This window comes from Melissospora conviva, from assembly GCF_049523535.1.
Taxonomy (GTDB): domain Bacteria; phylum Actinomycetota; class Actinomycetes; order Mycobacteriales; family Micromonosporaceae; genus Melissospora; species Melissospora conviva.
The window spans coordinates 589,896-612,901 of the sequence record NZ_JBLLDT010000002.1 but is presented as its reverse complement, the minus strand read 5'-3'; the positions used below and the strand labels follow the sequence as shown (position 1 = coordinate 612,901).

21 protein-coding genes, 1 tRNA gene and 2 pseudogenes are annotated in these 23,006 nt (G+C 71.0%); 16 read left to right on the top strand and 8 right to left on the bottom strand.

Features of this window, described 5'->3' with window-relative positions:
• The first annotated feature begins 240 nt into the window (after window positions 1-240).
• Window positions 241-1,041 carry an SGNH/GDSL hydrolase family protein gene (locus tag ACK8GG_RS07860; RefSeq protein ID WP_440354745.1) on the top strand — a complete coding sequence of 267 codons (801 nt, stop codon included), beginning with the start codon at window positions 241-243 and terminating at the stop codon, window positions 1,039-1,041.
• 141 nt (window positions 1,042-1,182) lie between these two features.
• On the opposite strand, the gene ACK8GG_RS07855 is transcribed toward ACK8GG_RS07860, so the two are convergent.
• Together ACK8GG_RS07855 and ACK8GG_RS07850 are read right to left on the bottom strand one after the other, a co-directional pair.
• Window positions 1,183-1,794, bottom strand: coding sequence for a hypothetical protein (locus ACK8GG_RS07855; protein WP_440355934.1), 612 nt, complete (start codon window positions 1,792-1,794; stop codon window positions 1,183-1,185).
• A 91-nt stretch (window positions 1,795-1,885) separates the two neighbouring features.
• The gene (locus tag ACK8GG_RS07850; protein ID WP_440355933.1) at window positions 1,886-2,869 is read right to left on the bottom strand and encodes a DUF2804 domain-containing protein; all 984 of its coding nucleotides are present in this window, start codon (window positions 2,867-2,869) and stop codon (window positions 1,886-1,888) included.
• Window positions 2,870-3,081: 212 nt separating this feature from the next.
• On the opposite strand from ACK8GG_RS07850, the gene pyk reads away from it, so the two are divergent.
• The 4 genes from pyk to ACK8GG_RS07830 all read left to right on the top strand — a co-directional run bounded on the left by pyk (window position 3,082) and on the right by ACK8GG_RS07830 (window position 7,116).
• Window positions 3,082-4,524, top strand: a complete 1,443-nt coding sequence (pyk, locus tag ACK8GG_RS07845) for a pyruvate kinase (protein ID WP_440350349.1) — start codon at window positions 3,082-3,084, stop codon at window positions 4,522-4,524.
• An 11-nt stretch (window positions 4,525-4,535) separates the two neighbouring features.
• On the top strand, window positions 4,536-5,402 hold the full coding sequence (locus ACK8GG_RS07840) for an acyl-CoA thioesterase (protein WP_440354996.1): 867 nt from the start codon (window positions 4,536-4,538) through the stop codon (window positions 5,400-5,402).
• 57 nt (window positions 5,403-5,459) lie between these two features.
• Window positions 5,460-5,930: an RrF2 family transcriptional regulator gene (locus ACK8GG_RS07835; RefSeq protein ID WP_440354742.1), complete on the top strand. Its 471-nt coding sequence runs from the start codon at window positions 5,460-5,462 to the stop codon at window positions 5,928-5,930.
• A 277-nt stretch (window positions 5,931-6,207) separates the two neighbouring features.
• On the top strand, window positions 6,208-7,116 hold the full coding sequence (locus tag ACK8GG_RS07830; RefSeq protein ID WP_440350347.1) for a sulfite exporter TauE/SafE family protein: 909 nt from the start codon (window positions 6,208-6,210) through the stop codon (window positions 7,114-7,116).
• Between the two features lie 296 nt (window positions 7,117-7,412).
• On the opposite strand, the gene ACK8GG_RS07825 is transcribed toward ACK8GG_RS07830, so the two are convergent.
• On the bottom strand, window positions 7,413-7,892 hold the full coding sequence (locus ACK8GG_RS07825) for an Lrp/AsnC family transcriptional regulator (RefSeq protein WP_440350346.1): 480 nt from the start codon (window positions 7,890-7,892) through the stop codon (window positions 7,413-7,415).
• Between the two features lie 82 nt (window positions 7,893-7,974).
• Here ACK8GG_RS07825 and ACK8GG_RS07820 point away from each other — a divergent pair, with 82 nt between their 5' ends.
• A complete protein-coding gene (locus ACK8GG_RS07820; RefSeq protein WP_440350735.1) occupies window positions 7,975-9,153 on the top strand; it encodes a trans-sulfuration enzyme family protein in 1,179 nt (392 codons plus the stop codon).
• A 66-nt stretch (window positions 9,154-9,219) separates the two neighbouring features.
• Here the strand turns inward: ACK8GG_RS07820 and ACK8GG_RS07815 are convergent.
• A tRNA-Leu gene (locus tag ACK8GG_RS07815) sits at window positions 9,220-9,293 on the bottom strand.
• Window positions 9,294-9,418: 125 nt separating this feature from the next.
• Here ACK8GG_RS07815 and ACK8GG_RS07810 point away from each other — a divergent pair.
• The 10 genes from ACK8GG_RS07810 to polA all read left to right on the top strand — a co-directional run bounded on the left by ACK8GG_RS07810 (window position 9,419) and on the right by polA (window position 20,588).
• Window positions 9,419-10,042, top strand: coding sequence for an ANTAR domain-containing response regulator (locus ACK8GG_RS07810; protein WP_440350345.1), 624 nt, complete (start codon window positions 9,419-9,421; stop codon window positions 10,040-10,042).
• Window positions 10,043-10,238: 196 nt separating this feature from the next.
• Window positions 10,239-11,390, top strand: a complete 1,152-nt coding sequence (locus ACK8GG_RS07805; RefSeq protein ID WP_440350344.1) for a branched-chain amino acid ABC transporter substrate-binding protein — start codon at window positions 10,239-10,241, stop codon at window positions 11,388-11,390.
• A 108-nt stretch (window positions 11,391-11,498) separates the two neighbouring features.
• Window positions 11,499-12,449, top strand: coding sequence for a branched-chain amino acid ABC transporter permease (locus tag ACK8GG_RS07800; protein WP_440350343.1), 951 nt, complete (start codon window positions 11,499-11,501; stop codon window positions 12,447-12,449).
• Window positions 12,446-13,555, top strand: coding sequence for a branched-chain amino acid ABC transporter permease (locus ACK8GG_RS07795; RefSeq protein WP_440350342.1), 1,110 nt, complete (start codon window positions 12,446-12,448; stop codon window positions 13,553-13,555). The genes ACK8GG_RS07800 and ACK8GG_RS07795 overlap by 4 nt, the downstream gene beginning before the upstream one ends.
• A 4-nt stretch (window positions 13,556-13,559) precedes the next feature.
• Window positions 13,560-14,396 (top strand): ABC transporter ATP-binding protein, encoded by an 837-nt coding sequence (locus ACK8GG_RS07790; protein ID WP_440350734.1) that lies wholly within the window; start codon window positions 13,560-13,562, stop codon window positions 14,394-14,396.
• Entirely contained in the window at window positions 14,386-15,096 is a 711-nt protein-coding gene (locus tag ACK8GG_RS07785) for an ABC transporter ATP-binding protein (protein WP_440350341.1), read from the top strand. The genes ACK8GG_RS07790 and ACK8GG_RS07785 overlap by 11 nt, the downstream gene beginning before the upstream one ends.
• A 31-nt stretch (window positions 15,097-15,127) precedes the next feature.
• Window positions 15,128-16,027 (top strand): ABC transporter substrate-binding protein, encoded by a 900-nt coding sequence (locus tag ACK8GG_RS07780; protein WP_440352650.1) that lies wholly within the window; start codon window positions 15,128-15,130, stop codon window positions 16,025-16,027.
• Between the two features lie 2 nt (window positions 16,028-16,029).
• Window positions 16,030-17,007, top strand: coding sequence for an amino acid ABC transporter permease (locus ACK8GG_RS07775; RefSeq protein WP_440350339.1), 978 nt, complete (start codon window positions 16,030-16,032; stop codon window positions 17,005-17,007).
• Complete coding sequence (locus tag ACK8GG_RS07770; RefSeq protein WP_440352651.1) at window positions 17,004-17,813, top strand: amino acid ABC transporter ATP-binding protein; 810 nt, start codon at window positions 17,004-17,006, stop codon at window positions 17,811-17,813. The genes ACK8GG_RS07775 and ACK8GG_RS07770 overlap by 4 nt, the downstream gene beginning before the upstream one ends.
• A gap of 87 nt (window positions 17,814-17,900) precedes the next feature.
• Complete coding sequence (polA, locus tag ACK8GG_RS07765) at window positions 17,901-20,588, top strand: DNA polymerase I (RefSeq protein WP_440355932.1); 2,688 nt, start codon at window positions 17,901-17,903, stop codon at window positions 20,586-20,588.
• A gap of 30 nt (window positions 20,589-20,618) precedes the next feature.
• On the opposite strand, the pseudogene ACK8GG_RS07760 reads toward polA, so the two are convergent.
• The 4 genes and pseudogenes from ACK8GG_RS07760 to ACK8GG_RS07745 form a co-directional block, all read right to left on the bottom strand.
• A pseudogene (locus ACK8GG_RS07760) lies at window positions 20,619-21,473 on the bottom strand (alpha/beta hydrolase family protein); the annotation flags it as partial.
• A gap of 80 nt (window positions 21,474-21,553) precedes the next feature.
• Window positions 21,554-21,886, bottom strand: a pseudogene (locus ACK8GG_RS07755) (DUF3140 domain-containing protein); the annotation flags it as partial.
• Window positions 21,873-22,091, bottom strand: a complete 219-nt coding sequence (locus ACK8GG_RS07750; RefSeq protein WP_440352654.1) for a hypervirulence associated TUDOR domain-containing protein — start codon at window positions 22,089-22,091, stop codon at window positions 21,873-21,875. The pseudogene ACK8GG_RS07755 and the gene ACK8GG_RS07750, both read right to left, overlap by 14 nt.
• Window positions 22,092-22,175: 84 nt before the next feature.
• On the bottom strand, window positions 22,176-22,982 hold the full coding sequence (locus tag ACK8GG_RS07745; protein WP_440349177.1) for a class I SAM-dependent methyltransferase: 807 nt from the start codon (window positions 22,980-22,982) through the stop codon (window positions 22,176-22,178).
• Window positions 22,983-23,006: the final 24 nt, after the last annotated feature.

Sequence of the window (23,006 nt, the reverse complement as noted above, 5' to 3'; positions counted from 1 at the left end):
AATCTAGTCACCGCCGCCGGAGCGTGCCGGGCGCACGGTGCCGTGCGGGGTGCGGGAATCCGGCCACGGCGGGTCCGGCCGGCGTCGACGGCGGGCCAACGGAACGGGGGCCGGGGCAGGCCGAGGCCGCGGAGCGTTCCATTAATCGAAATGTTTCTATACCATTGCGAGCACGTTACATCCCCCGGCCACGCGCGCGGTCTGAGGCTTCCCCCACCCCTGCCTCGTGGAGGTCGTTCCATGACACCTCGACCGCTGACCCGCGCCCTCGCCGGGTTCCTCGCCGCCGCCGCCACCGTGCTGGCCGCCGCGCTCGCTCCGAGCGCCGCACACGCCGCCGCCCCCGTGCACTACGTCGCCCTCGGCGACTCCTACTCCTCCGGCGTCGGCGCCGGCCCGTACGACCTCTCCACCTGCCTGCGCAGCCAGAAGTCGTACGCCCCGCTCTGGGCGGCCAGTCACTCGGTTGCCAGCTTCGCCTTCCCCGCCTGCGGGGGAGCTGTCACCTCCGACGTGCTCGGCAAGCAGCTCTCGTCGCTGAGCAGCACCACGACCCTGGTGACCATCACCATCGGCGGCAACGACGCCGGGTTCGCCGACGTCATGATCAGTTGCCGGTTCGGCAGCCTCTCCACCTGCACCAACGCGGTCAACGGTGCCAAGACCTTCGCCACCTCGACGCTGCCGGCCCGGCTGGACCAGACGTACGCGGCGATCCGTGACCGCGCGCCGAACGCCCGGCTGATCGTGCTCGGCTACCCGCGGCTGTTCGAGACCGGCTCCTGCGGGCTGCTTGCGATGAGCACGACGAAGCGGGCGCTGCTCAACGAGGCCGCGGACACCCTCGCCTCGGTCACCTCGGCCCGGGCCCGGGCCGCCGGGGCCACCTTCGTCGACACCCGCAGCTTCTTCGCCGGGCACGGCGTCTGCGGCGCGACCCCGTGGATCCTCGACGTCTCCGGCGTCATCGAGGCATACCACCCCAACGCCAACGGCTACCGGTACGGCTTCCTGCCCGCACTGAACTCCGTCACGGGCTGAGCCCTGCCACCGGCTGAGCCCCGAGGGCTCCGTCACGTCTGACCGATGCCACGGGCTGACCCACGTCAGACACCGTTCCCGCCGGCGGTCCGCACCCGGCCGTCGGCGGGACCCGTGTCCGCGCCCCGGTGCGGGAACTGTTCAGCCGGGCTGACCCGTCAGGTAGCGCACGCCCGGGACCTGGTTCAGTCCGGGGTCGTGGAAGCCGCGGGTCAGCGGATAGGGCTCCAGGTGCAGCGCACGCAGGATCGCCACGTGCTGCTCGGGCGCCGAGCCGTGCGGGGCCGGACCGCGCAGCACCCCCGCCAGCAGTTCGGGATCGACCCGTCCGGCGCCGAAGGGCACGAAAGGCTCCGGGTCCGCGCCCGACGGGCCGGCCGGCGTCGGCGCCTCCGGGGCGATCACCACCCCGTCGATACGGCGGACGAACTGTCCGTCGGCGTCCTGGGACCATTCGACCAGCTTGGCGACGTCCGAGACGTACTCGTGGTTCTGCCGGCCGTTGCGGAAGACCTGGGCCAGCATCACCTCGGAGTCGACCTGGAACGCGAGCGCCGGGCAGCGGGCCCGCCAGCTCAGCTGCCGGCCCAGTACCTCGGCGCGGGAGGCGTCGTCACCGCGGTCGCGCGGGATCACCGCCCAGCGCTGCTCGCCCACCGGCGCCACGAGCACCTCCGCACGCAGCTCGGCCACGGCCCGCTCGACCGCCGGGTACTCCGCGGCCAGCAGTACGGTCTGGTAGTTCGTTCCCATCCGAACCCCTCCCCGGCCGATCCCGGTGGCCGACCTTCACGATCTTGAAGGATCCTAGACCGGCCAGCGGGCGCTGTCGCGGCGCGGCGTGTCACCAGCGGTTGCGGGCCTCCTCGGCCCAGCCGACCAGACCGTCGAGCTCCACCCGCTCACCGTCGCCGATCTCGGCCCACCCCGAGAAATGACCGAAACACTGGTGCGTCTCGCCGGCGAGCACCCCGAGATTGGTACGGGAGACCCGCTCGTGGAAGGGCGTGAAGCGTGCGTCGAGGCGCTCGCCGGTGATCCGCCACGGGCGCAGCCAGTCCGCCCGGTCGTAGCTCCACCGCAGCTCCTCGCCGATCTTGTGCAGCCGGCCGTCGACGAAGACGGCGTTCTCGGTCATCCCGGTGCCGTCGGTCCAGACACCGCCGAGCTGGACGGCCCGGCCCGGGGCGCACCCCGCAGCCCAGTTCCAACGCGCCGAGTAGGGCCACCGGCCCCGGCCGTGGTCGAGCACCGCGAAGGAATCAGCGGCGGAGATCTCGTACGTGGCCGCACCCAGACGCAGCCGCCCGCTCGCCGGCCGCCCCAGATCCTTGAGCGTGTACTGGAAGAGCCGGTCGCTCCACGGCACCACCACACCGAGCGACTCGTGCCCGGCCGGCAGCGGCACCGTCAGCTCCACCTCCACTCCGGGGGCGGTCGCCCGGATCCAGCTGCCGTCGGCGCGCTGGTCGATGTCGACGGTGACGCCGCCGCCGCTGGCCGAGACCGTGCCCGCGCCCCCCGACGGCGGCAGGATCGCGCCCCGGGCGAACGGGGTGAGCCCTTCGCGGTTGTGCTCGGCGCCGGTCGTGCGGTCCAGCACGTACACGCTCTGCAGGCCGGCGTAGTCCAGCGACGAGGCGACCACGCCGATGATGTGCCGGGGTGTGACCACCCCCCAGTACTCCCAGCGTTTGCTGCGCCCCCAGCCGCGCAGGTTGGCCCGGTGCAGGGGCCGGCGGGTCCAGCCGACGGCGGCCGGGTTGAGCCGCCCGTCGGGCAGGCAGAGGTCGACCGGTTCGGTGATCTCGGGCTCGTGCGTGGTCATGGCCAGCAGGCTAACGAGGATCCGGGCCAACCCAGCTCAGCCGATCGTCCGGGTCGTGCCGACCCGGGGTGGATTGTCCGATGAGCGCGCCCGGCGGGGTGGGGCCGCCGGCCGAGGGCGCACGCCGCACCGTGGCCACCTCCGGTGGGTGTTCGGCAGCCGTTAAGGGGTCGGCCGTCCCCTCGATGGGCAGGAGAGACTAGCCTCAGGGGGTGACTCGGCGCGCGAAGATTGTCTGCACTCTTGGACCAGCCACCTCTTCACCGGAGCGCATCCGCGGTCTGGTGGAGGCCGGGATGAACGTGGCCCGGCTGAACTTCAGCCACGGCAGCCACGCCGACCACGAGCAGGTCTATCACCTGGTACGCGAGGCGGCGGAGACCACCGGGCGGGCGGTGGCGGTCCTGGCCGACCTGCAGGGCCCGAAGATCCGTCTCGGGCGGTTCGCCGACGGCCCGCACGAGTGGCGTACCGGCGACTGGGTGGTCATCACCGGCGAGGACGTGCTCGGCACCAAGGAGCGGGTCTCCTGCACCTATCGGCGCCTGCCGCAGGAGGTGCACCCCGGCGACCGGCTGCTCATCGACGACGGCCGGGTCGTGGTCGAGGTCAGCGAGGTCACCGGCGACGACATCCGCTGTCTGGTGATCGAGGGCGGCCCGGTCTCCAACAACAAGGGCGTCTCGCTGCCGAACGTGGCGGTGAGCGTCCCGGCGCTCTCCGACAAGGACGCCGCTGACCTGCGGTTCGCCCTGGAGCTCGGCGTCGACTGGGTGGCGCTCTCCTTCGTCCGCTCGGCCGAGGACATCAAGCTGGTGCATGCGGTGATGGCCGAGGCCGGGGTGCACCGGCCGGTGCTGGCGAAGGTGGAGAAGCCGGAGGCGGTCGAGCACCTGGAAGCGATCGTCGACGCCTTCGACGGGGTGATGGTCGCCCGCGGCGACCTCGGTGTCGAGCTGCCCCTGGACCAGGTGCCGCTGGTGCAGAAGCGGGCCGTGCAGCTCTGCCGGGAGAACGCCAAGCCGGTCATCGTCGCCACCCAGATGCTCGACTCGATGATCGAGAACGCCCGCCCTACCCGGGCCGAGGCCTCCGACGTGGCCAACGCCGTCCTCGACGGCGCCGACGCGGTGATGCTCTCCGGTGAGACCAGTGTCGGGCGCTACCCGGTGCTCACCGTCAGCACGATGGCGAAGATCATCACCACCACGGAGAGTGGGTCGCTCGGCGTGCCGCGCCTGCAGCACGACCCGCGTACCCACGGCGGTGCGCTGACCCGGGCCGCCTCCTCCATCGCCCGCGCCATCGACGCCAAGGCGCTGGTGGCCTTCTCCCAGACCGGCGACACCGTACGGCGGCTGTCCCGGCTGCACTGCGACCTGCCGCTGCTGGCGTTCACGCCGATGGCGGAGGTCCGCAACCAGCTCGCCCTCTCCTGGGGGGTGCAGACGTTCCTGATGCCGTTCGTGGCGCACACCGACGAAATGTTCCGCCAGGTCGATCAGGCACTGCTCGGGTTGAACCTCGCCGAGCCGGGCGAACACATCGTCATCGTGGCGGGCAGCCCGCCGGGCGTGCCCGGCTCCACCAACACCCTGCGGGTGCACGAGCTCGGCTCGCTCGTCGACGCCGCCACCGCCCGAGCGCTGCAGTGAGCGGGGAGACCATCGTGGGTCAGGCCGCCGTCGACCAGCTCCTCGAGGTGCTGGACCTGGAGCAGCGCGACGAGATGACCTTCCGCGGGATGAGCCCGCCGGTGGGGCCGCAGCGCGTCTTCGGCGGGCAGGTCGCCGGCCAGGCGCTGGTCGCCGCCGGTCGTACCGTTGTCGCGGACCGCTTCGTGCACTCCCTGCACGGCTACTTCGTCCGCCCGGGAGATCCGAGCGAGCCGATCGAGTACCGGGTGGAGAACGTCCGCGACGGCCGCTCCTTCTCGGTGCGCCGCTCGGCTGCCTACCAGCACGGCAAGCCGATCTTCTTCATGTCCGCCTCGTTCCAGCGCGCCGAGGACGGCCTCGACCACCACGCTCCCGCCCCGCTGAACCTGCCGGGGCCCGACGAGGTGCCGACCATGACCGAGCGCCTCACGCCGTACCCGGAGCGGCTGGGCGTCTGGTCGCTGACGCCCCGGCCGATCGACGTGCGCTATGTCGGTGAGCCCGGCTGGGTCCGCCCCGGTGACCGCCCGGCGGAGCCGCACCAGCGAGTCTGGATGCGCATCGACGGCAAGCTGCCCGACGACCCGCTGCTGCACGCCTGCGCCCTGACCTACGCCTCGGACCTGACCCTGCTCGACTCGGTCCTGTCGGTACACGGCGAGGTCTGGGGCCCCGGGGGAGTGATCGGGGCCAGCCTCGACCACGCCCTGTGGTTCCACCGTCCGCTCCGGGCCGACCAGTGGTTCCTCTACGACTGCTGGAGCCCGTCGGCCTCCGGTTCCCGCGGGCTGGCCACCGGGCGGATCTTCGCCGAGGACGGCCGGCACATCGCCACCGCCGTGCAGGAAGGGCTGCTGCGCCGCGTCGGCGAGTGAAACGCTTTTCCGGGGCGGACGCCGGGGAGTCCGGCCCGGCCGACTAATCTTGCTGCCATGCGCCTCTCCGCCCGCGTCGACTACGCCCTGCGGGCAACCGCCGAACTCGCCGCGGCCGTCGGTGACGATCCGAACGTCAAGGTGCGTCCGGTGACCGCCGAGCAGATCGCGCGGGCCCAGCAGATTCCGCCGAAGTTCCTGGAGAGCATCCTGCTGCAGCTGCGCCAGGGCGGTGTCGTGTACGCCCAGCGTGGCCCGGAGGGCGGCTACTGGCTGGCCCGCCCGGCCGCGGAGATCACGCTGGCCGAGGTGATCCGGGTGATCGACGGTCCGCTGGCCCATGTGCGTGGCCGCCGCCCGGAGGAGTTGGAGTACACCGGCGCGGCCCAGGCGCTGCAGGAGGTCTGGATCGCCCTGCGCGCCAGCGAGCGCGAGATTCTCGAAATGGTGACCGTCGCCGACGTCGCGTCGGGTGCCCTCCCGGAGCGGATCACCTCACTCGCCGCCGACCCCCGCGCCTGGACCTGACCGGCCCGATCCACGCCGTCGGCGCCACGTAGCCGCCCCCGCGGGCACGGGTCCTTCCCGTAGGCGCCCCGCGCCCTTTCACGGTCCTGCCGCGCGCGCCGCATGCTCCATTCAGGTGGGTCCTTTCCGTACGCGTCGCATGCTCCCTGGCCGGCACGGGACCCTCCTGCGGTGGCACGGTCCTTTTCGCAGATGGTGCGTGCCGGGTTGACCGGGCCGACCCCGCGGCGCATTGTCGACCAAGTCGATAGGGAATGCCGAATATTCGGAGGACGCCGTGCGCAAGCTGCTGGTTCTCGCACTGGTCGGGTTCGCCGCACAGCTCGTCGACGGCTCCCTCGGCATGGCGTACGGGGTGACGTCCTCGACGTTGCTCCTGCTGGTCGGCATCGCGCCGGCGACGGCCTCGGCCTCGGTGCATCTGGCCGAGATCGGCACCACCCTCGCCTCCGGCGCCTCCCACTGGCGGTTCGGCAACGTCGACTGGCGCACCGTCGGGCGCATCGCGCTGCCCGGCGCGGTCGGTGCCTTTCTCGGCGCCACGCTGCTCAGTGGTCTCTCCACCGAGGTCGCCGCGCCCTGGATGGCGGGCATCCTCCTCGTGCTCGGCATCTACCTGCTGATCCGCTTCTCCCGGCCGATGCGGACCGTGCGCCAGGCCGGTCCGCTGCGCCGGCGTTTCCTCGGTCCGCTGGGGCTGGTCGCCGGCTTCGTCGACGCCACCGGAGGCGGCGGCTGGGGGCCGGTCGCCACGCCCGCACTGCTGGCCTCCGGGCGGCTCGCCCCCCGCAAGGTCGTCGGCTCGGTCGACACCTCCGAGTTCGTGGTGGCGGTCGCCGCCAGCGTCGGCTTCTTCATCGGACTCGGCTCGGCGGGCTTCATGCTGCCGGTGGTCGCGGCGCTGCTCGTCGGTGGCGTGATCGCCGCCCCGATCGCCGCCTGGCTGGTCCGGGTGGTGCCCGCGCAGCTGCTCGGTGCGGCCGTCGGCGGGGTGATCGTGCTGACCAACGCCCGCACCCTGATGCGCGCGGCCGAGGTCGGCGGCAACCTGCGCGCCGCGGTCTACGGACTGGTCGTGCTCGGCTGGGTGGTCGCCGTCGCCTACGCGCTGCGCGCCCTGCGCCGCACCCGAGCCGACGCGGCGGTCTCGGAGCAGGAGCGGCCCCTCACCGCGGTCGACGGCTGATCCGGGGGGCACCACACGCGTGGGAGGGCGTCGAGTCCGCGCCCACGACCCGGTCGGCGGTCGAAGCGGAGAGCACCCGGCGGCGATGGGCAGTCGCCGGACCGGCTTGGGCGAACCGCCCGCGCCGATCCGGCATACCGCACCGCGGTATCCGTGACCCGTCCCGATCGTGGATACCGAACCACCACCGGCACCCAAGTTACGCAGGGTCCGAGGCGGTCAGATGACGGCATTGTGAAGATCAGGTTTCGTCGGCTCCGGTGGGTGCGCGACCGCACGGCGGCCCGGCGGGCGGCTCAGCCCAGGCCGCGGGCCTGCTCGAAGATGAGGCTGGTCTGGCTGTGCAGCACGGCCGGGTCGACCGCCAGATGGTCGAGGACGAAGTCGCGCAGCGCGTCGGCGGAGGCGGCCCGTACGTGCAGCACGTAGTCCTCGGCGCCGGCCACGTGGAAGACGGAGATCACCCCGGGCAGCCGGACCGATCGGGCCCGGAAGGCGTCGACGGCGGCGCGGGCGTGCTTGGCGAGCCGGACGGAGATGAGCGCCTGCAGCGGCAGACCGAGGGCGGCGGGGTCGATGTCGGCGTGGAAGCCCCGGATGGCGCCGGCCTCCCGCAGCGCCCGGACCCGGGTCAGGCAGGTCGAGGCGGCGACGCCCACCCGTTCGGCGAGGGCGTTGTTCGGGATCCGGCCGTCGGCGGACAACTCGGTGAGGATGGCGTGGTCGATCTCGTCGAGCGCGGAGAAGCGCCGCACATCATTCGCTGAAGTGGACATATCGGCAGGGCCCTCCGAAGAATATTTCGCAGTACGCGGGATTGCAGAAGCATATTCCTTTCTATTGCGCTGAAGCACGCTGATATTCGACGCTTACCGCATGAGCGCACTTGACACCCGGGCCGTGCACGCCGGTCGCGAGGACCTCGCCGCCCTGGGCGTGCACGTGCCACCGATCGACTTCTCCACCACCAACCCCCTGCCGTCGGTCACCGCCGGCGGCGACGCGTACGAGCTGCTCGCCGGCGGCGGCACCCCGGGCGAGAGCACCAGCGCGGTCTACCAGCGGCTCTGGAACCCCACCGTGGGCCGCTTCGAGCAGGCGCTGGCCGAGCTGGAGTCCGCGGCGGCCTCGGTCGCCTTCGCAAGCGGCATGGCGGCGCTGACCGCCGCGCTGCTGGCCGCCACCCGTGACGGGCGCCGGCACGTGGTGGCGGTCCGTCCGCTCTACGGCGGCACCGACCACGTCCTCGCCACCGGGCTGCTCGGCACCACCGTCACCTGGGCCACCCCCGACGAGGTCGCCGCGGCGATCCGGGCCGACACCGCGCTGGTGATCGCCGAGACCCCGGCCAATCCGAGCCTGGACCTGGTCGACATCGCGGCCCTCGCCGCCGCCGCGGGCGACGTCCCGTTGCTGATCGACAACACCGTCGCCACCCCGGTGCTGCAGCAGCCGCTGCGGCACGGCGCGGCGCTGGTCCTGCACAGCGCCACCAAGTCCATCGGCGGGCACGGCGACGTGCTGGCCGGCGTGGTGGCCTGCGACGAGCAGTGGGCGGCCCGCCTGCGCCAGGTGCGCGCGGTCACCGGAGCGGTGCTGCACCCGCTCGGGGCGTACCTGCTGCACCGCGGCCTGCAGACGCTGCCGCTGCGGGTGCGGGCCCAGCAGGCCGGCGCGCAGAAGCTCGCCGCCTGGCTCGGCGGGCACCCCGGCGTGACCGCCGTGCACTACCCGGGCACGGCCGGCGGGCAGCACCTGATCGGCCGGCAGATGACCGGGACCGGCAGCCTGCTCGCGTTCGAGGTCGACGGCGGTGCGGCGGCGGCCGCGGCGGTCGCCGACGGGTGCGCACTGATCACCCACGCGGTCTCCCTCGGCGGGGTCGACACGCTCATCCAGCACCCGGCGTCGCTGACCCACCGGCCCGTCGAGGGCGCGGCGAAGCCGGCGGCGGGACTGCTGCGGCTCTCGGTCGGGCTGGAGGATCCGGAGGACCTGCGGGCCGACCTGGCCCGGGCGCTGACCGCGGTGAGCTGAAACCGATCATCGATTCGGTCGGGGCCGTGCGCGGAGTGCACAGAGAACACGCCGCCGATCGAGAGGTGCCCCCGGTGGGATTCGAACCCACACTGTCGGAGGTTTGAGCTCCGCTTCTCTGCCAGTTGGAATACGGGGACCGTCCGGCCGGAGCCTCCCGCCGTACGGGGTGACGCCTGCCGGTACCGCACAGGTTACCCACTAGGCTAAGCCCGGTGACACCCGGCTGGCGGTTGCCGGGTCGGACGTGGTGGGGGTAGGGCTCGTGGCCGAGACGCCGCAGGATGCGCCGCGCAGGCGGGTGTTGATCGCCGAGGACGAGGCGCTGATCCGGTTGGATCTCGCCGAGATGCTCGGCGAGGAGGGCTACGAGGTGGTCGGCGAGGCGGCCGACGGCGAGACCGCGGTGCGGCTGGCCGAGGAGCTCCGGCCGGACCTGGTGATCCTCGACATCAAGATGCCGATCATGGACGGGCTGGCCGCGGCGGAGCGGATCGCCGGCGCCCGGATCGCACCGGTGATCATCCTGACCGCCTTCAGCCAGCGTGACCTTGTCGAACGTGCCCGCGCCGCCGGCGCGATGGCGTACCTGGTCAAGCCCTTCCAGAAGAGCGACCTGGTACCGGCGATCGAGGTCGCGCTGAGCCGTTACTCCGAGATCGGCGCCCTGGAGGCGGAGGTCGCCGGTCTCACCGACCGGCTCGAGGTCCGCAAGAGCGTGGAGCGCGCCAAGGGGACCTTGATGGCGGCCTATGGCATGACGGAGTCCCAGGCGTTCAAGTGGATCCAGCGCACCGCGATGGACCATCGCATGAGCATGCGCGAGGTATCCGAGCGGATTCTGACCGAAACGTCCACGGACGGGCTGGGCCAGGAACTCCAGAGCTAGGATCTTACATACGTCGCATCGACCGGCCGGGTGTTGTAACGGTTAGGTCAACCACTTCTCCGGGTCCTTCCGCCGTGCCGCGCTGGTGGGATAACGTCCCGCCCCAGACCGCGACATCGGTCTGGCTCGGCCTGTCAGCGCAATAGCCAATTGGCGGCGTGTGGTTCGAGCCACGTGACGGAGGAGGGTTCGGGCCTTGAGGCAGAAGCTCGTACGGTTGTTCGGCGGTGTGGCCATCGCTGCGCTCGCCATTGGTGGCACGGCCGCCTGCAAGTCGGACAGTGGCAGCGACGCCGCCGACGGCTGCGGCAGCAAGATCGCGTTCTTCGGTGCGCTGACCGGGCCCTCGGCGGCCCTCGGCATCAACGAGAACAACGGCGTCAAGCTCGCCGTGGACCAGTACAACAAGGCGAACCCCGACTGCAAGGTCGAGCTGGTTCCGCTGGACTCGCAGGGCGACCCGGCCCAGGCCCCCGGTCTGGCCCAGAAGGCGATCGACGACGAGAAGCTTCTCGGCATCGTCGGCCCGGCGTACTCCGGTGAGTCCGAGGCCGCCAACCCGCTCTTCTCCGAGGCTGGGCTGGTGCACATCACCGCGTCCGCGACCAACCCGACGCTGGCCGACCAGAGCTGGCCGACCTTCTTCCGGGTGGTCGGCAACGACCTCAGCCAGGGCCCCGCGGCCGGCAAGTACATCAAGGACGTGCTGAAGTCCGAGAAGGTCTACGTCATCGACGACCAGTCCGCCTACGGCGCGGGTCTGTCCAGCGAGGTCAAGAAGGTCCTCGGCGCCAGCGTGGTCGGTGAGGACAAGGTCCAGGGTGACGGCAAGCAGGCCGACTTCTCGGCCGTGGTCACCAAGGTCAAGAACTCCGGTGCCGACGTGGTCTTCTACGGTGGCTACTACCAGGAGGCCGGCCTGATCCGCAAGCAGCTCAGCGCCGCCAACGTCAAGGTCACCCTGGTCGCCGGCGACGGCGTCAACGACAAGTCCTACATCACCGGCGCCGGCGCTGCCGCCGCCGAGGGCACCATCCTCACCTGCCCGTGCCAGCCGGCCACCGAGGCCCGCGGTTCGTTCAAGGACGACTACAAGGCCACCTTCGGCGAGGACCCGGGCACCTACAGCGACACCGCCTTCGACGCCGCCAACATCCTGCTCGCCGGCATCAAGGACGGCGCCGGCACCCGCGCCAAGATGCTCGAGTTCGTGAAGGGCTACGAGGGCGACGGCGTTGCCGCCAGCTACAAGTTCGCCGCCAACGGCGAGCTCGAGGCCGACCAGGTCAAGGTCTGGGCGTACAAGGTCGTCAACGGTGAGGTCGTTCCGGACCAGGAAATCAAGTAAGGGTTCTGGTCCCCGACCTGACGGTTTCGCAGTGATCGCGGGTGCGGCCGGGAGCACGCTCCCGGCCGCACCCCGTTTCTTTCGCCATCCTTTACGGAGCGTCCTGCCTTGAACTTCGACGGCTTGTTCTCCAACTTCGGGGAACTCACCACGACGGGCCTGACGATCGGCGCGATCTACGCCCTCGTCGCGCTCGGATACACGCTGGTCTACGGCGTGCTGAGACTCATCAACTTCGCCCACTCCGAGGTCTTCATCGCCGGCGCCTTCGCCTCGATCTGGATCCTGGCAGCCTTCGGTCTCGACGGAGACTCGGTCGTCACCGGGCTGGGCTCGATTCTGTTCTTCCTGCTCGTCGCGATGGCCGCGGGTGCGCTCGCCTCGGCGGGTACCGCCGTGGTGCTGGAGCGGGTGGCCTACCGGCCGCTGCGCAAGCGCAACGCCCCGCCGCTGGCCTTCCTGATCACCGCGATCGGCGCCTCCATCGCCATCTCCGAGGCCTTCGGCATCTACACCCGCCGGCGCCCGGAGGGCATGCCGAAGCTCATCTCCACCGAGCCGCTCTTCACCATCAACGGCGTGGAGATCACCGCGGTCCAGGTACTGATCGTCGCGGCCGCGCTCGGGATGATGGTCGGCCTCGACTACTTCATCAACCGCAGCCGTATCGGCCGGGGCATCCGGGCCGTGGCCCAGGACGCCAATACCGCCGCCCTGATGGGCATCAACAAGGACCGCATCATCCTGGTGGTCTTCATCATCGGTGGCGCGATGGCCGGCGTCGCCGGTCTGCTCTACAACGTCCGGATCGGCACGCTGACCTACAGCGTCGGCTTCCTGCTCGGACTCAAGGCGTTCACCGCCGCGGTCCTCGGCGGTATCGGCAACCTGCGGGGCGCGCTCCTCGGCGGCCTGCTGCTGGGTCTGGTCGAGAACTACGCGTCCGGCCTGTTCGGTGGCGAGTGGAAGGACCTCTCGGCGTTCGTCGTTCTGATCGTCCTGCTGATGTTCCGGCCCACCGGTCTGCTCGGCGAGTCACTGGGAAGGGCACGCGCATGACAAGCGTCGCAGAGAAGTTCCGCGCCGGCCGTCACGGCATCGCCGAGCGCTGGCACCACGCTCCCCGCTGGGTGCGCTGGGTCGGTATCGCGGCGCTCATCGTCTTCTTCTACGCCCTGCCGAACCGGGAGTTCTACCAGTGGCTGGGGCCGATCCCCACCACCGGCTCCAACTTCGGCCACGTGCTCTTCACCGTCTCCATCTACGCGCTGCTCGCGGTCGGACTGAACATCGTGGTCGGCTTCGCCGGCCTGCTCGACCTGGGCTACTTCGGCTTCTTCGCCGTCGGCGCGTACACGGTCGCGGTGCTCACCTCGCCCAGCAGTGACCTCTCGACGCTCTGGCCGTGGCTGGTCGCCCTGCCGCTGGCGCTCGGGTTCACCATGATCTCCGGTGTCATGCTGGGTACGCCGACACTGCGACTGCGTGGCGACTATCTCGCCATCGTCACCCTCGGCTTCGCCGAGATGATCCGCATCGCCGCACAGAGTTCGGAGTTCCTGCGGGGACAGCGCGGCTTCAACCAGATCCCGCACCCCCCGGGCACCTACGGCGACGGCACCCCGATCTTCGGTGTGCTCGACCCGAGGCCGTACTACTGGCTGGTGCTGACGATCATCATCCTGGTGGTCATCGGGGTGCGGAACCTCAACCGCAGCCGCGTCGGCCGGGCCTGGGTCTCCATCCGCGAGGACGAGGACGCCGCCCAGTTGATGGGTGTGCCGACCTTCAAGTTCAAGCTCTGGGCCTTCGCCGCAGGCGCCTTCATCGGTGGCCTGGCCGGCGCCCTCTTCGCCGGCAAGCAGAACTTCGTCAGCTCCCAGAATCTGGAACTGCTGAACTCGATCATCATTCTGGCGGCGGTGATCCTCGGCGGCTCCGGCAACATCACCGGCGCGCTCGTCGGTGGGAGCCTGGCGGCGTACCTGATCGAGCGGTTCCGCGGCATCGAGGTCTTCGGCATCGAGCTCTACGAGTTCCGGTTCCTCTTCTTCGGCCTCATCCTGATCATCATGATGATCTTCCGGCCGCAGGGGCTGATACCCAACCGACAGCGCGCGGCGGAGTTCAAGGACCGTCGCAAGGAGGTGATCGTCGGTGGATGAGACCGTGCAGAAGCCGTCCGTTCCCGAGCAGGCCGCGGCCCCGGCCGCGGAGAGCACGCCGGCCGAGCGTGAGCCGCTGCTCGAGGTCGACCACGTCACGCTCCGCTTCGGCGGGGTGGTGGCGCTCAACGACGTCGACTTCACCCTCTACAAGGGGGAGATCCTCGGCCTGATCGGCCCCAACGGCGCCGGCAAGACCACCTGCTTCAACGCGATGACCGGCATCTACCAGCCCTCCGAGGGCGAGATCCGGTTCCGCGGGCAGCGGATCACCGGCAAGAAGAAGCACCAGATCACCAAGATGGGCATGGCCCGGACGTTCCAGAACATCCGGCTCTTCCCGGAGATGACGGCGCTGGAGAACATCCAGGTCGGCGCCGACGCGCACCACAAGACCAGCGTGATGTCGGCGCTGTTCCGGCTGCCCCGGCACCGCCGCGAGGAGCGCGACGGGCTGGAGAAGGCGCACCGCCTGCTCGAGTTCGTCGGCATCCCCGGCCGGGCCCACGAGGCGGCGCGCAACCTCTCCTACGGCGAGCAGCGCCGGCTGGAGATCGCCCGGGCGCTCGCCACCGATCCGGTGCTGCTCTGCCTGGACGAGCCGGCGGCCGGGTTCAACCCGGCCGAGAAGGAGGAGCTGCTCCAGCTCATCCGCAAGATCCGGGACCAGGGTGTGACGGTGCTGCTCATCGAGCACGACATGCGGCTGGTCATGGGTGTCACCGACCGCATCGTGGTGCTGGAGTTCGGAAAGAAGATCGCCGACGGACTCCCCGCCGATGTGCGGGAGGACCAGCGGGTGGTCGCGGCCTACCTGGGGGTACCGGACGATGCTGCTTGAGATCGAAGACGTCAGCCTGCTCTACGGCCGGATCAAGGCCCTGCACGGCATCAGCCTGACGGTCAACGAGGGTGAGATCGTGGCCCTGATCGGCGCCAACGGCGCCGGCAAGTCCACCACCATGCGCGCCATCTCCGGCATCCGGCCGATCGCCTCGGGTGCCATCCGGTTCGAGGGCGAGGACATCTCCAAGCTCCGGGCAGATCTGCGCGTGCGCCGCGGGCTCTGCCAGGCACCCGAGGGCCGGGGCATCTTCCCCGGCATGACGGTGATGGAGAACCTGGACATGGGGGCGTACACCCGCCGTGACCGGGCCGGGATCGCCAGTGACCTGGCCCGGGTGCTGGACCTCTTTCCGCGTCTGGCGGAGCGGCGCAAGCAGCTCGGCGGCACCCTCTCCGGTGGCGAGCAGCAGATGCTCGCCGTCGGCCGGGCCCTGATGAGCCGCCCCAAGCTGCTCCTGCTCGACGAGCCCTCGATGGGGCTGGCGCCGATGCTGATCCAGCAGATCTTCTCGATCATCACCGAGATCAACCAGCAGGGGACCACCGTCCTGCTCGTCGAGCAGAACGCCCAGCAGGCGCTGGCGCGCGCCCACCGGGCGTACGTGCTGGAGACCGGGCACATCGTCAAGACCGGCACCGGCGCCGAACTGCTGCACGACCCGGCAGTCAAGGACGCCTACCTCGGTGTGGCCTGACGGCCGCGGCGAGATCTAAGGAGTAATAGAGATGTTCATCGAAAACCACCGTCGCCGGGCCCTCGTCGGCGCCGCCGGCGCAGCCCTGCTGGCGCTGAGCCTCGCCGCCTGCGGTGACAAGGCCGCCGACGACGACGCCCCGGACGCCCCCAAGGCCACGGCCGACGCGGCGCTCGCCGCCAAGGTGCCCGACGCCATCAAGGCCGACGGCGTCATCAAGGTCGGCACCGACGCGACCTACGCCCCGGCCGAGTTCCTCGACACCGACGGCAAGACCGTGGTCGGCTTCGACATCGACCTGTTCAACGCGGTCGCCGCGAAGCTCGGTCTCGAGGCGCAGTACGAGTCGGCGCCGTTCGACGCGATCCTGCCCGGAATCGAGTCGGGCAAGTACGAGATCGGCGTCTCCTCGTTCACCATCAACGAGGACCGCAAGAAGACCGTCAACATGGTCAGCTACTTCTCCGCCGGCACCCAGTGGGCCACCAAGGCGGGCAACCCGAGCGGGATCAACCCCGACGACGCCTGCGGCAAGAAGGTCGCGGTGCAGGTCGGCACGGTGCAGCTCGACGACGTCACCGCCCGGTCGAAGGCGTGCACCGACGCCGGCAAGCCGGAGATCACCATCGACCAGTACCAGGCCCAGAGCGACGCCACCGCCGCGGTGATCAGCGGCAAGGACGACGCCATGCTGGCCGACTCGCCGGTCGGCGCGTACGCGGTGAAGCAGTCCAACAACCAGCTCGAGCTGCTCGGCGACATCTACGAGTCGGCGCCGTACGGCTACGCCGTCGCCAAGGACCAGGCCGAGTTCGCCGCGGTCGTGCAGGAGGCCCTGGCCGCGATCGTCGCCGACGGCACGTACGAGAAGGTGCTGGCCGAGTGGGGCGTCGAGGCCGGCGGCATCGCAGAGTCCGCGGTCAACCCGTAACCATGACCGTGGAAACACCGGAGCGGGCACGGCCTGAACCAATCAAGGCCGTGCCCGTCCGGCACCCCGGACGCTGGGTCGCCATCGCCGTGCTGGCGGTGCTGGCGGCGATGTTCGTCAACCTGCTCGTCACCAACAAGGCCTTCAACTGGCCCATGATCGTCGACGAGATGTTCCGCCCGCCGATCATGGAAGGGCTGCGCGGCACCCTGGCCCTGACAGTGCTGTCGATGCTGATCGGCATCGTGCTCGGCATCGTGCTCGCGGTCATGCGGCTCTCGGAGAACCCGGTCCTGCGCGGCGTGGCCTGGCTCTACGTCTGGTTCTTCCGGGGCGTGCCCCGGCTGGTGCTGGCCATCCTCTTCGGCAACCTGGGCATCCTCTGGGCGCGGGTCGAGTTCGGCCTGCCCTTCGACCGGCAGCTCGGTGCGCTCTTCGGCATCGAGAACTTCGAGGCCCGGCTCTTCGGCTTCAGCGCTCTGGAGATCCTGACCGGATTCGTGGCCGGCATGCTCGCCCTGGGGCTCTCCGAGGCGGCCTACATGGCCGAGATCGTCCGGGCCGGGATCCAGTCGGTGGACGAGGGACAGACCGAAGCGGCGGCGGCGCTGGGCATGAGCCGGACCCAGATCATGCGGCGGATCGTGCTGCCGCAGGCGATGCGGGTGATCATCCCGCCGACCGGCAACGAGACAATCGCGATGCTCAAGGACACCTCGCTGGTGGCCTTCGTGCCGGTCTCCGCCGAGCTCTTCTTCCAACTCAAGGCGGTGGGCTCGCGGACCTTCCAGGTCTTCCCGATGTACGTCGCCGCCTGCCTGTGGTACCTGGCGCTGACCAGCGTCCTGCTGGTGGGGCAGCACTACCTGGAGAAGCACTTCTCCAAGGGCGTCGGGCGTTCGGCGCGGGCCCGTACCCGGCTGCGCACCATCACGGCGGAGACCGGCAGCAGCAGCGCCGGCGGGGCGGGGGACGTATGACCGGCCAGTTGATCCCGGCGCAGCAGCCGGGACGGGACGCCGACGCCGCCGTGATGGTCGACGCGCAGGACGTGCACAAGTCCTTCGGTTCGCTGGAGGTGCTGCGCGGGGTGGACCTCACGGTCCGCTCCGGTGAGGTCTGCTGTCTGCTCGGCCCTTCCGGTTCGGGCAAGTCGACCTTCCTGCGCTGCATCAACCACCTGGAAAAGATCAACGCCGGCCGGATCCGGGTCGACGGCGAGCTGATCGGCTACCGGGAGCGCAACGGCAAGCTCTACGAGATGCGCGACGCCGAGGTCGCCGCCCAGCGTCGGTCCATCGGTATGGTCTTCCAGCGCTTCAATCTCTTTCCGCACATGACGGCGCTGGAGAACGTCATGGAGGCGCCCGTGCACGTCGCGGGGGTCAAGCGCGCGCAGGCGCGGGACCGGGCCGAGGCGCTGCTGGACCGGGTCGGGCTCGCCGACAAGATGCGCAACTACCCCTCGCAACTCTCCGGCGGCCAGCAGCAGCGGGTGGCGATCGCCCGGGCCCTGGCGATGAGCCCGAAGCTGATGCTCTTCGACGAGCCGACCAGCGCCCTGGACCCCGAACTGGTGGGGGAGGTGCTGGACGTGATGAAGGACCTCGCCCGTGAGGGCATGACGATGATCGTGGTCACCCACGAGATCGGCTTCGCCCGCGAGGTCGGCGACTCCATGGTCTTCATGGACGGCGGCGTGGTGGTCGAGTCGGGCGTGCCCCGCGAGATGATCGCGGCGCCGCAGCACGCGCGCACCCAGGCCTTCCTGGCCAACGTGCTCTAGGAAGCTCCGCGAGGTCCCCGCGGCCGCCGCCGGCCCCGCCGAGGCGGTCGCGGGGAACGTCACCGGCGGCGACTAGAGTCGGTGGGCGTGACAGCCACTGCGCCCCGCCTGCTCCTCGTCGACGGTCACTCCATGGCCTACCGGGCGTTCTTCGCCCTGCCGGTGGAGAACTTCTCCACCACGACCGGGCAGGCGACCAACGCGGTCTACGGCTTCACCTCGATGCTGATCAACGTGCTCCGCGACGAGCGGCCCACGCACATCGTGGTGGCCTTCGACGTCTCCCGCCACTCCTTCCGCACGGACAGGTACGCCGAGTACAAGGCCGGCCGCTCCGAGTCCCCGGCCGACTTCGCCGGCCAGGTGAGCCTGGTCAAGGAGGTGCTCGAGGCGCTGCGCATCCCGGTGGTGGAGAAGGAGGGCTACGAGGCCGACGACGTGATCGGCACGCTGGCCTGCCAGGCCCGGGACCTCGGCATGGAGGTGCTGATCTCCAGCGGCGACCGGGACGCGTTCCAGCTCGTCGACGACCGGATCACCGTGCTCTATCCGCGCAAGGGCGTCTCCGACCTCGCCCGGATGGATCCGGCGGCCATCCTGGCCAAGTACGGCGTCGCACCGGATCGTTACCGCGATCTCGCCGCCCTGGTGGGCGAGACCAGCGACAACCTCCCGGGCGTGCCCGGTGTGGGCCCCAAGACCGCCGCCAAGTGGATCAATCTCTACGGCGGGGTCGACGGGATCGTGGCCGGGGCCGACGCGATCAAGGGCAAGGCCGGTGAGAGCCTGCGCGAGCGCCTCGCCGACGTGCTGCGCAACTACGAGATCAACAGGCTCGTCACCGACCTCGAGCTGCCGCTGCGGCCGGAGGACGCCCAGTGGCACGGCTGGGACCGTGAGGCGGTGCACCAGGTCTTCGACGCCCTCGAGTTCCGCATCCTGCGCGACCGCCTCTACCAGTACCTGGAGGCGGTGGAGCCGGAGGCCGAGGCGGGCTTCGACCTGACCGGCGAGATCCTGGCCCCCGATGCGCTGGCGCCGTGGCTCGCCGCCCAGGCCGGACCGGGTGTGCCGACCGGGGTCGCGGTGGCCGGCAGTTTCGGCCGCGGCACCGGCACCCTCACCGGCGTGGCCCTGGCCACCGCCACCGGAGCCGCCGCCTGGTTCGACCCGGCCCGGCTCACACCCGCCGACGACGCCGCCTTCGGCGCCTGGCTCGCCGCCGCGGACCGGCCCAAGGTGCTGCACGACAGCAAGCCCGCGCTGCTCGCCTTCACCGGCCACGGCTGGCCCCTGGCCGGGCTGACCGATGACACGGCGCTCGCCGCCTACCTGGCCCGCCCCGATCAGCGCTCCTACGACCTGACTGACCTCGCTCTGCGCTACCTGCACCGCGAGCTGCGGGTCGACACCCCGCAGACCGGCCAGCTCACCCTCGACGGGCTCGGCGACGAAGGTGTGGCCGAGCAGAACCTGATGCTGCGCGCCCGGGCAACCCTGGATCTCTCCGACGCCATCGGCGCGGAGCTTGCGGGGCGCGGGGAGCAGTCGGGGCGGCTGCTGGCCGCGCTGGAGCTGCCGCTGGTGCGGGTGCTGGCGGGCATGGAGCGCCTCGGCATCGCCGCCGACACCGAGTACCTCACCGACCTGGAGGCGCAGTTTGCCGCGGAGGTTAAGGCGGCGGCCCAGGCCGCGTACGGCGTGATCGGCCGGGAATTCAACCTGGGCTCACCGAAGCAGCTCCAGGAGATCCTCTTCACCGAGCTCGGGCTCCCCAAGACCAAGAAGATCAAGACCGGGTACACCACCGACGCGGACGCCCTGCAGTGGCTCTACGCCCAGACCGAGCACCCCGTCCTGGCCCACCTGCTGCGCCACCGCGACGTCGCCCGGCTCAAGAGCACCGTCGACGGGCTGCTGAAGTCGATCTCCGACGACGGGCGAATCCACACCACGTTCAACCAGACGGTGGCGGCCACCGGCCGGCTCTCCTCCACCGACCCCAACCTGCAGAACATCCCGATCCGTACCGAGGAGGGCCGGCGCATTCGCCGGGCCTTCGTCGTCGGCGGCGACTACGACTGCCTGCTGACCGCCGACTACAGCCAGATCGAGATGCGGATCATGGCGCACCTCTCCTCGGACGACGCGCTGATCGAGGCGTTCAACTCCGGCGCCGACTTCCACGCCGCCACCGCCTCCTCGGTCTTCTCCGTGGACCTTGCCGACGTCACCGCCGAGCAGCGCCGCAAGATCAAGGCGATGAACTACGGCCTTGCGTACGGCCTGAGCGCCTTCGGGCTCTCCCAGCAGCTCGGTATCACCGCCGAGGAGGCGCGCGGGCTGATGGCCGAGTACTTCGAGCGCTTCGGTGGGGTGCGCGACTACCTGCAGGAGGTGGTCAACCGGGCGCGTTCCGACGGCTACACCGAGACGATCCTGGGCCGGCGTCGTTACCTTCCCGACCTGGTCAGCGACAACCGGCAGCGCCGGGACATGGCCGAGCGGATGGCGCTCAACGCCCCGATCCAGGGTTCGGCGGCCGACATCATCAAGCTCGCCATGCTGCACGTGGACGCGGCGCTGGCCGCCTCAGGGCTGCGCTCCCGGATGCTGCTGCAGGTCCACGACGAACTCGTCTTCGAGGTCGCCGCCGGCGAGCGCGACGCGCTGCGCGAACTGGTCCGGGAGCAGATGGGCGCCGCCTATCCGCTCTCGGTGCCGCTGGAGGTCTCGGTCGGCGAGGGCGCCGACTGGCAGACCGCCGGCCACTGACCCACCGCCACCTCGTCGCGGACACCAGGCGGGGAGGTCTGCCACGAAGGCCGCGATCCGCTCGACCAGCGGTCCGGCGGCCCGGGTCCAGTTGAAGTGGTCGACCCGCCGGCCGAGCCGGGCCGGGCCGTACCGCTCGCGCTGCACGGTCGTGGAGGTGAACTTGGCGCAGAGGTGGTCGACGGCCGAGTGCGGCGTGAAGCTGTCGTTGTCCACGCTGATGGCGAGCACCGGCAGGCCGATGCGGCGTACGGCGGCTTCGGTGTCCTGTCCGTCGATCATCGGAAACCGGCCGGTGCGGGCGGTGTGGGCCCAGTCGCGGATGACCCCGCGCGCCTGGCGGCCGCCGAAGCCCCAGCCGGGCCAGACACCGAGCAGCTTGACCGTCCCGCTCACCGCGTACGAGAAGGGCAGCAGGGCGTTGCGGCGGGGTGGCGGGTAGGCGCGCCAGTAGGGCAGCGACGAGGCGATCAGGGCCAGCCCGTCGATGTCGTCGGCGCCGCTGAGTGCCACGTGCATGGTGGCCATCTGGCCGCCGAGGGAGTGCCCGAGCAGGATCCGCTTGCGTCCGTCGAGCTGAGGCTTGACCTCGGCCAGCACGGCGTCGAGATCGGCGAGGACCTCGGCGAAGCCGTACGCCGAGGCCCGGCTCGGGGCGGGCGTGCTGTCGCCGGTGCCGCGCAGGTCCCAGACGACCACGGCCAGACCGGCGGCGCGCAGCTGCGCGGCGAAGGGCCGGTAGTAGCCGGCGGGTACGCCCATCGCGGGGCAGATGACCACGACGGGGGCGTCGGCGACACCCTCGGGCTCGGCGTAGACGCGGATGCCGATGCGGTCGCCGCCGCGTTCGATGAAGCTCTGGGTGTACTGCGGGTCCGTGCTCATCGGGACAGGCTAAGTGGCCCTGGTTACCAGCGGGTAACCAGGGGTCGCGTCTGCTCGTTCCCTGGTCGTGGCGCTGATCACTTCAGTGGATCATGGCCCCAGTTCATCAGCGAGTAGCGCCAGCGGGTGTGTCGTACGTCGCCGTGCGGTCGCTGCGCCAGGTGCCGGCGGATGTAGCCGACGACCTTGCGCATGTGGGCGACGTCGCGCTCGGAGAGCGCGGCGCGGTCGGCGCGCAGCAGCCCCACGATGCGCCGGCCGGACTCGTGCCCGACCGACTCGCCGCCACCCCGGTGCGCGCCGACGGCCTTCGACTCGGGCGTCTCCAGCCAGCCCCGCAGCTGTGCCGGGCTCATGTTGACCGCCTCGGCGAACTCGCGCGGCACGTCCCGGCGCCGGTCAGCGCCGCTCATCGTGCAGCGCCTCCGGCCGGTGGACCGCCTCCGCGCCGGCATAGGTGCGCACCAGGTACTGCGGGTGCTCCGGCGAGGCCGCCACCACCCGCCCGGCGGCCCGGGTCCGGCCGCTGATCTCCCGCTGCACCGTGCCGTGCGCCTGGCTGCCGTGGCTGTTCCAGACCACCCGGTCGTGCCGTCGCAGCTTCCTCTGCCTGGACATGCGGGCCGCGTACCCGGGTGTCACCGACTCAATCGCCGCCGTCGACCCGGCCGTCGGCCCGGGCAAGGCGGCGGCGCCGGCGGGTCAGCCGGGGGACTTGTCGCTGACGAAGATCGCCGTGCCCGGGAAGAGCCGGCCCCGCAGCGGGCTCCACTGCCCCCAGATCCCGTCGTGCCCTTGCGGCCACTCCGGCTCCACCAGGTCCCGCAGCGTGAAACCGGCGGCGACGAGTTCCCGGATCCGGTCGCCGAGGGTGCGGTGCTGTTCGACGTAGGTGGGCACCCCGTCGGCGTCCTGCTCGATGTAGGGCCGCCGGTCGAAGTACGAGTGCACCGCGTGCAGCCCGCCCTCACCGGGGTCGTCGAGGAAGATCCAGCGCATCGGGTGGGTGACCGAGAAGACCCAGCGCCCACCGGGGCGCAGCACCCGGTGCACCTCGCGCATCACCGCGGCGGAGTCGGCGACGAAGGGGATCGCGCCGAAGGCGGTGCAGACGATGTCGAACGACTGGTCGGCGAAGGGCAGCGCCAGCGCGTCGGCCTGCACCAGCGGCACCCGGACGCCGCTGGAGTCGGCGGCGGCCCGGGCGTGGCGCAGCATTCCGGCGGAGAGGTCCATGGCGACCGGCCGCGCGTGCCGGGTGGCGAGCCAGCGGGCGGCGGAGGCAGCGCCGCAGCCCAGCTCCAGCACCCGGCGGCCGGTGAGGTCGCCGAGCAGCCCCGCCTGGGCCTCCCGGAGTCCCTCCGGGCACCAGACGAAGTCCACCTCGCCGAGGAACCGGCCGTGTTCGGCCTGGTAGTCGTCGGCGTCGCCGTCCCACCACCGCCGGCTGGCCCGGCGGGCATCGGCGTCGTCGACGGTACGGCGGGTCACTGCGGGGTCGTCGGTCACGCCCACACGCTAGGCCGCCCGCCC

Coding starts and splice junctions, on each gene's coding strand:
- ACK8GG_RS07860 (WP_440354745.1), top strand. CDS start 241: ATGACACCTCGACCGCTGACCCGCGCCCTCGCCGGGTTCCTCGCCGCC.
- ACK8GG_RS07855 (WP_440355934.1), bottom strand. CDS start 1,794: ATGGGAACGAACTACCAGACCGTACTGCTGGCCGCGGAGTACCCGGCG.
- ACK8GG_RS07850 (WP_440355933.1), bottom strand. CDS start 2,869: ATGACCACGCACGAGCCCGAGATCACCGAACCGGTCGACCTCTGCCTG.
- ACK8GG_RS07835 (WP_440354742.1), top strand. CDS start 5,460: ATGCGCCTCTCCGCCCGCGTCGACTACGCCCTGCGGGCAACCGCCGAA.
- ACK8GG_RS07825 (WP_440350346.1), bottom strand. CDS start 7,892: ATGTCCACTTCAGCGAATGATGTGCGGCGCTTCTCCGCGCTCGACGAG.
- ACK8GG_RS07795 (WP_440350342.1), top strand. CDS start 12,446: ATGACAAGCGTCGCAGAGAAGTTCCGCGCCGGCCGTCACGGCATCGCC.
- ACK8GG_RS07785 (WP_440350341.1), top strand. CDS start 14,386: ATGCTGCTTGAGATCGAAGACGTCAGCCTGCTCTACGGCCGGATCAAG.
- ACK8GG_RS07780 (WP_440352650.1), top strand. CDS start 15,128: ATGTTCATCGAAAACCACCGTCGCCGGGCCCTCGTCGGCGCCGCCGGC.
- ACK8GG_RS07775 (WP_440350339.1), top strand. CDS start 16,030: ATGACCGTGGAAACACCGGAGCGGGCACGGCCTGAACCAATCAAGGCC.
- ACK8GG_RS07770 (WP_440352651.1), top strand. CDS start 17,004: ATGACCGGCCAGTTGATCCCGGCGCAGCAGCCGGGACGGGACGCCGAC.
- ACK8GG_RS07750 (WP_440352654.1), bottom strand. CDS start 22,091: ATGTCCAGGCAGAGGAAGCTGCGACGGCACGACCGGGTGGTCTGGAAC.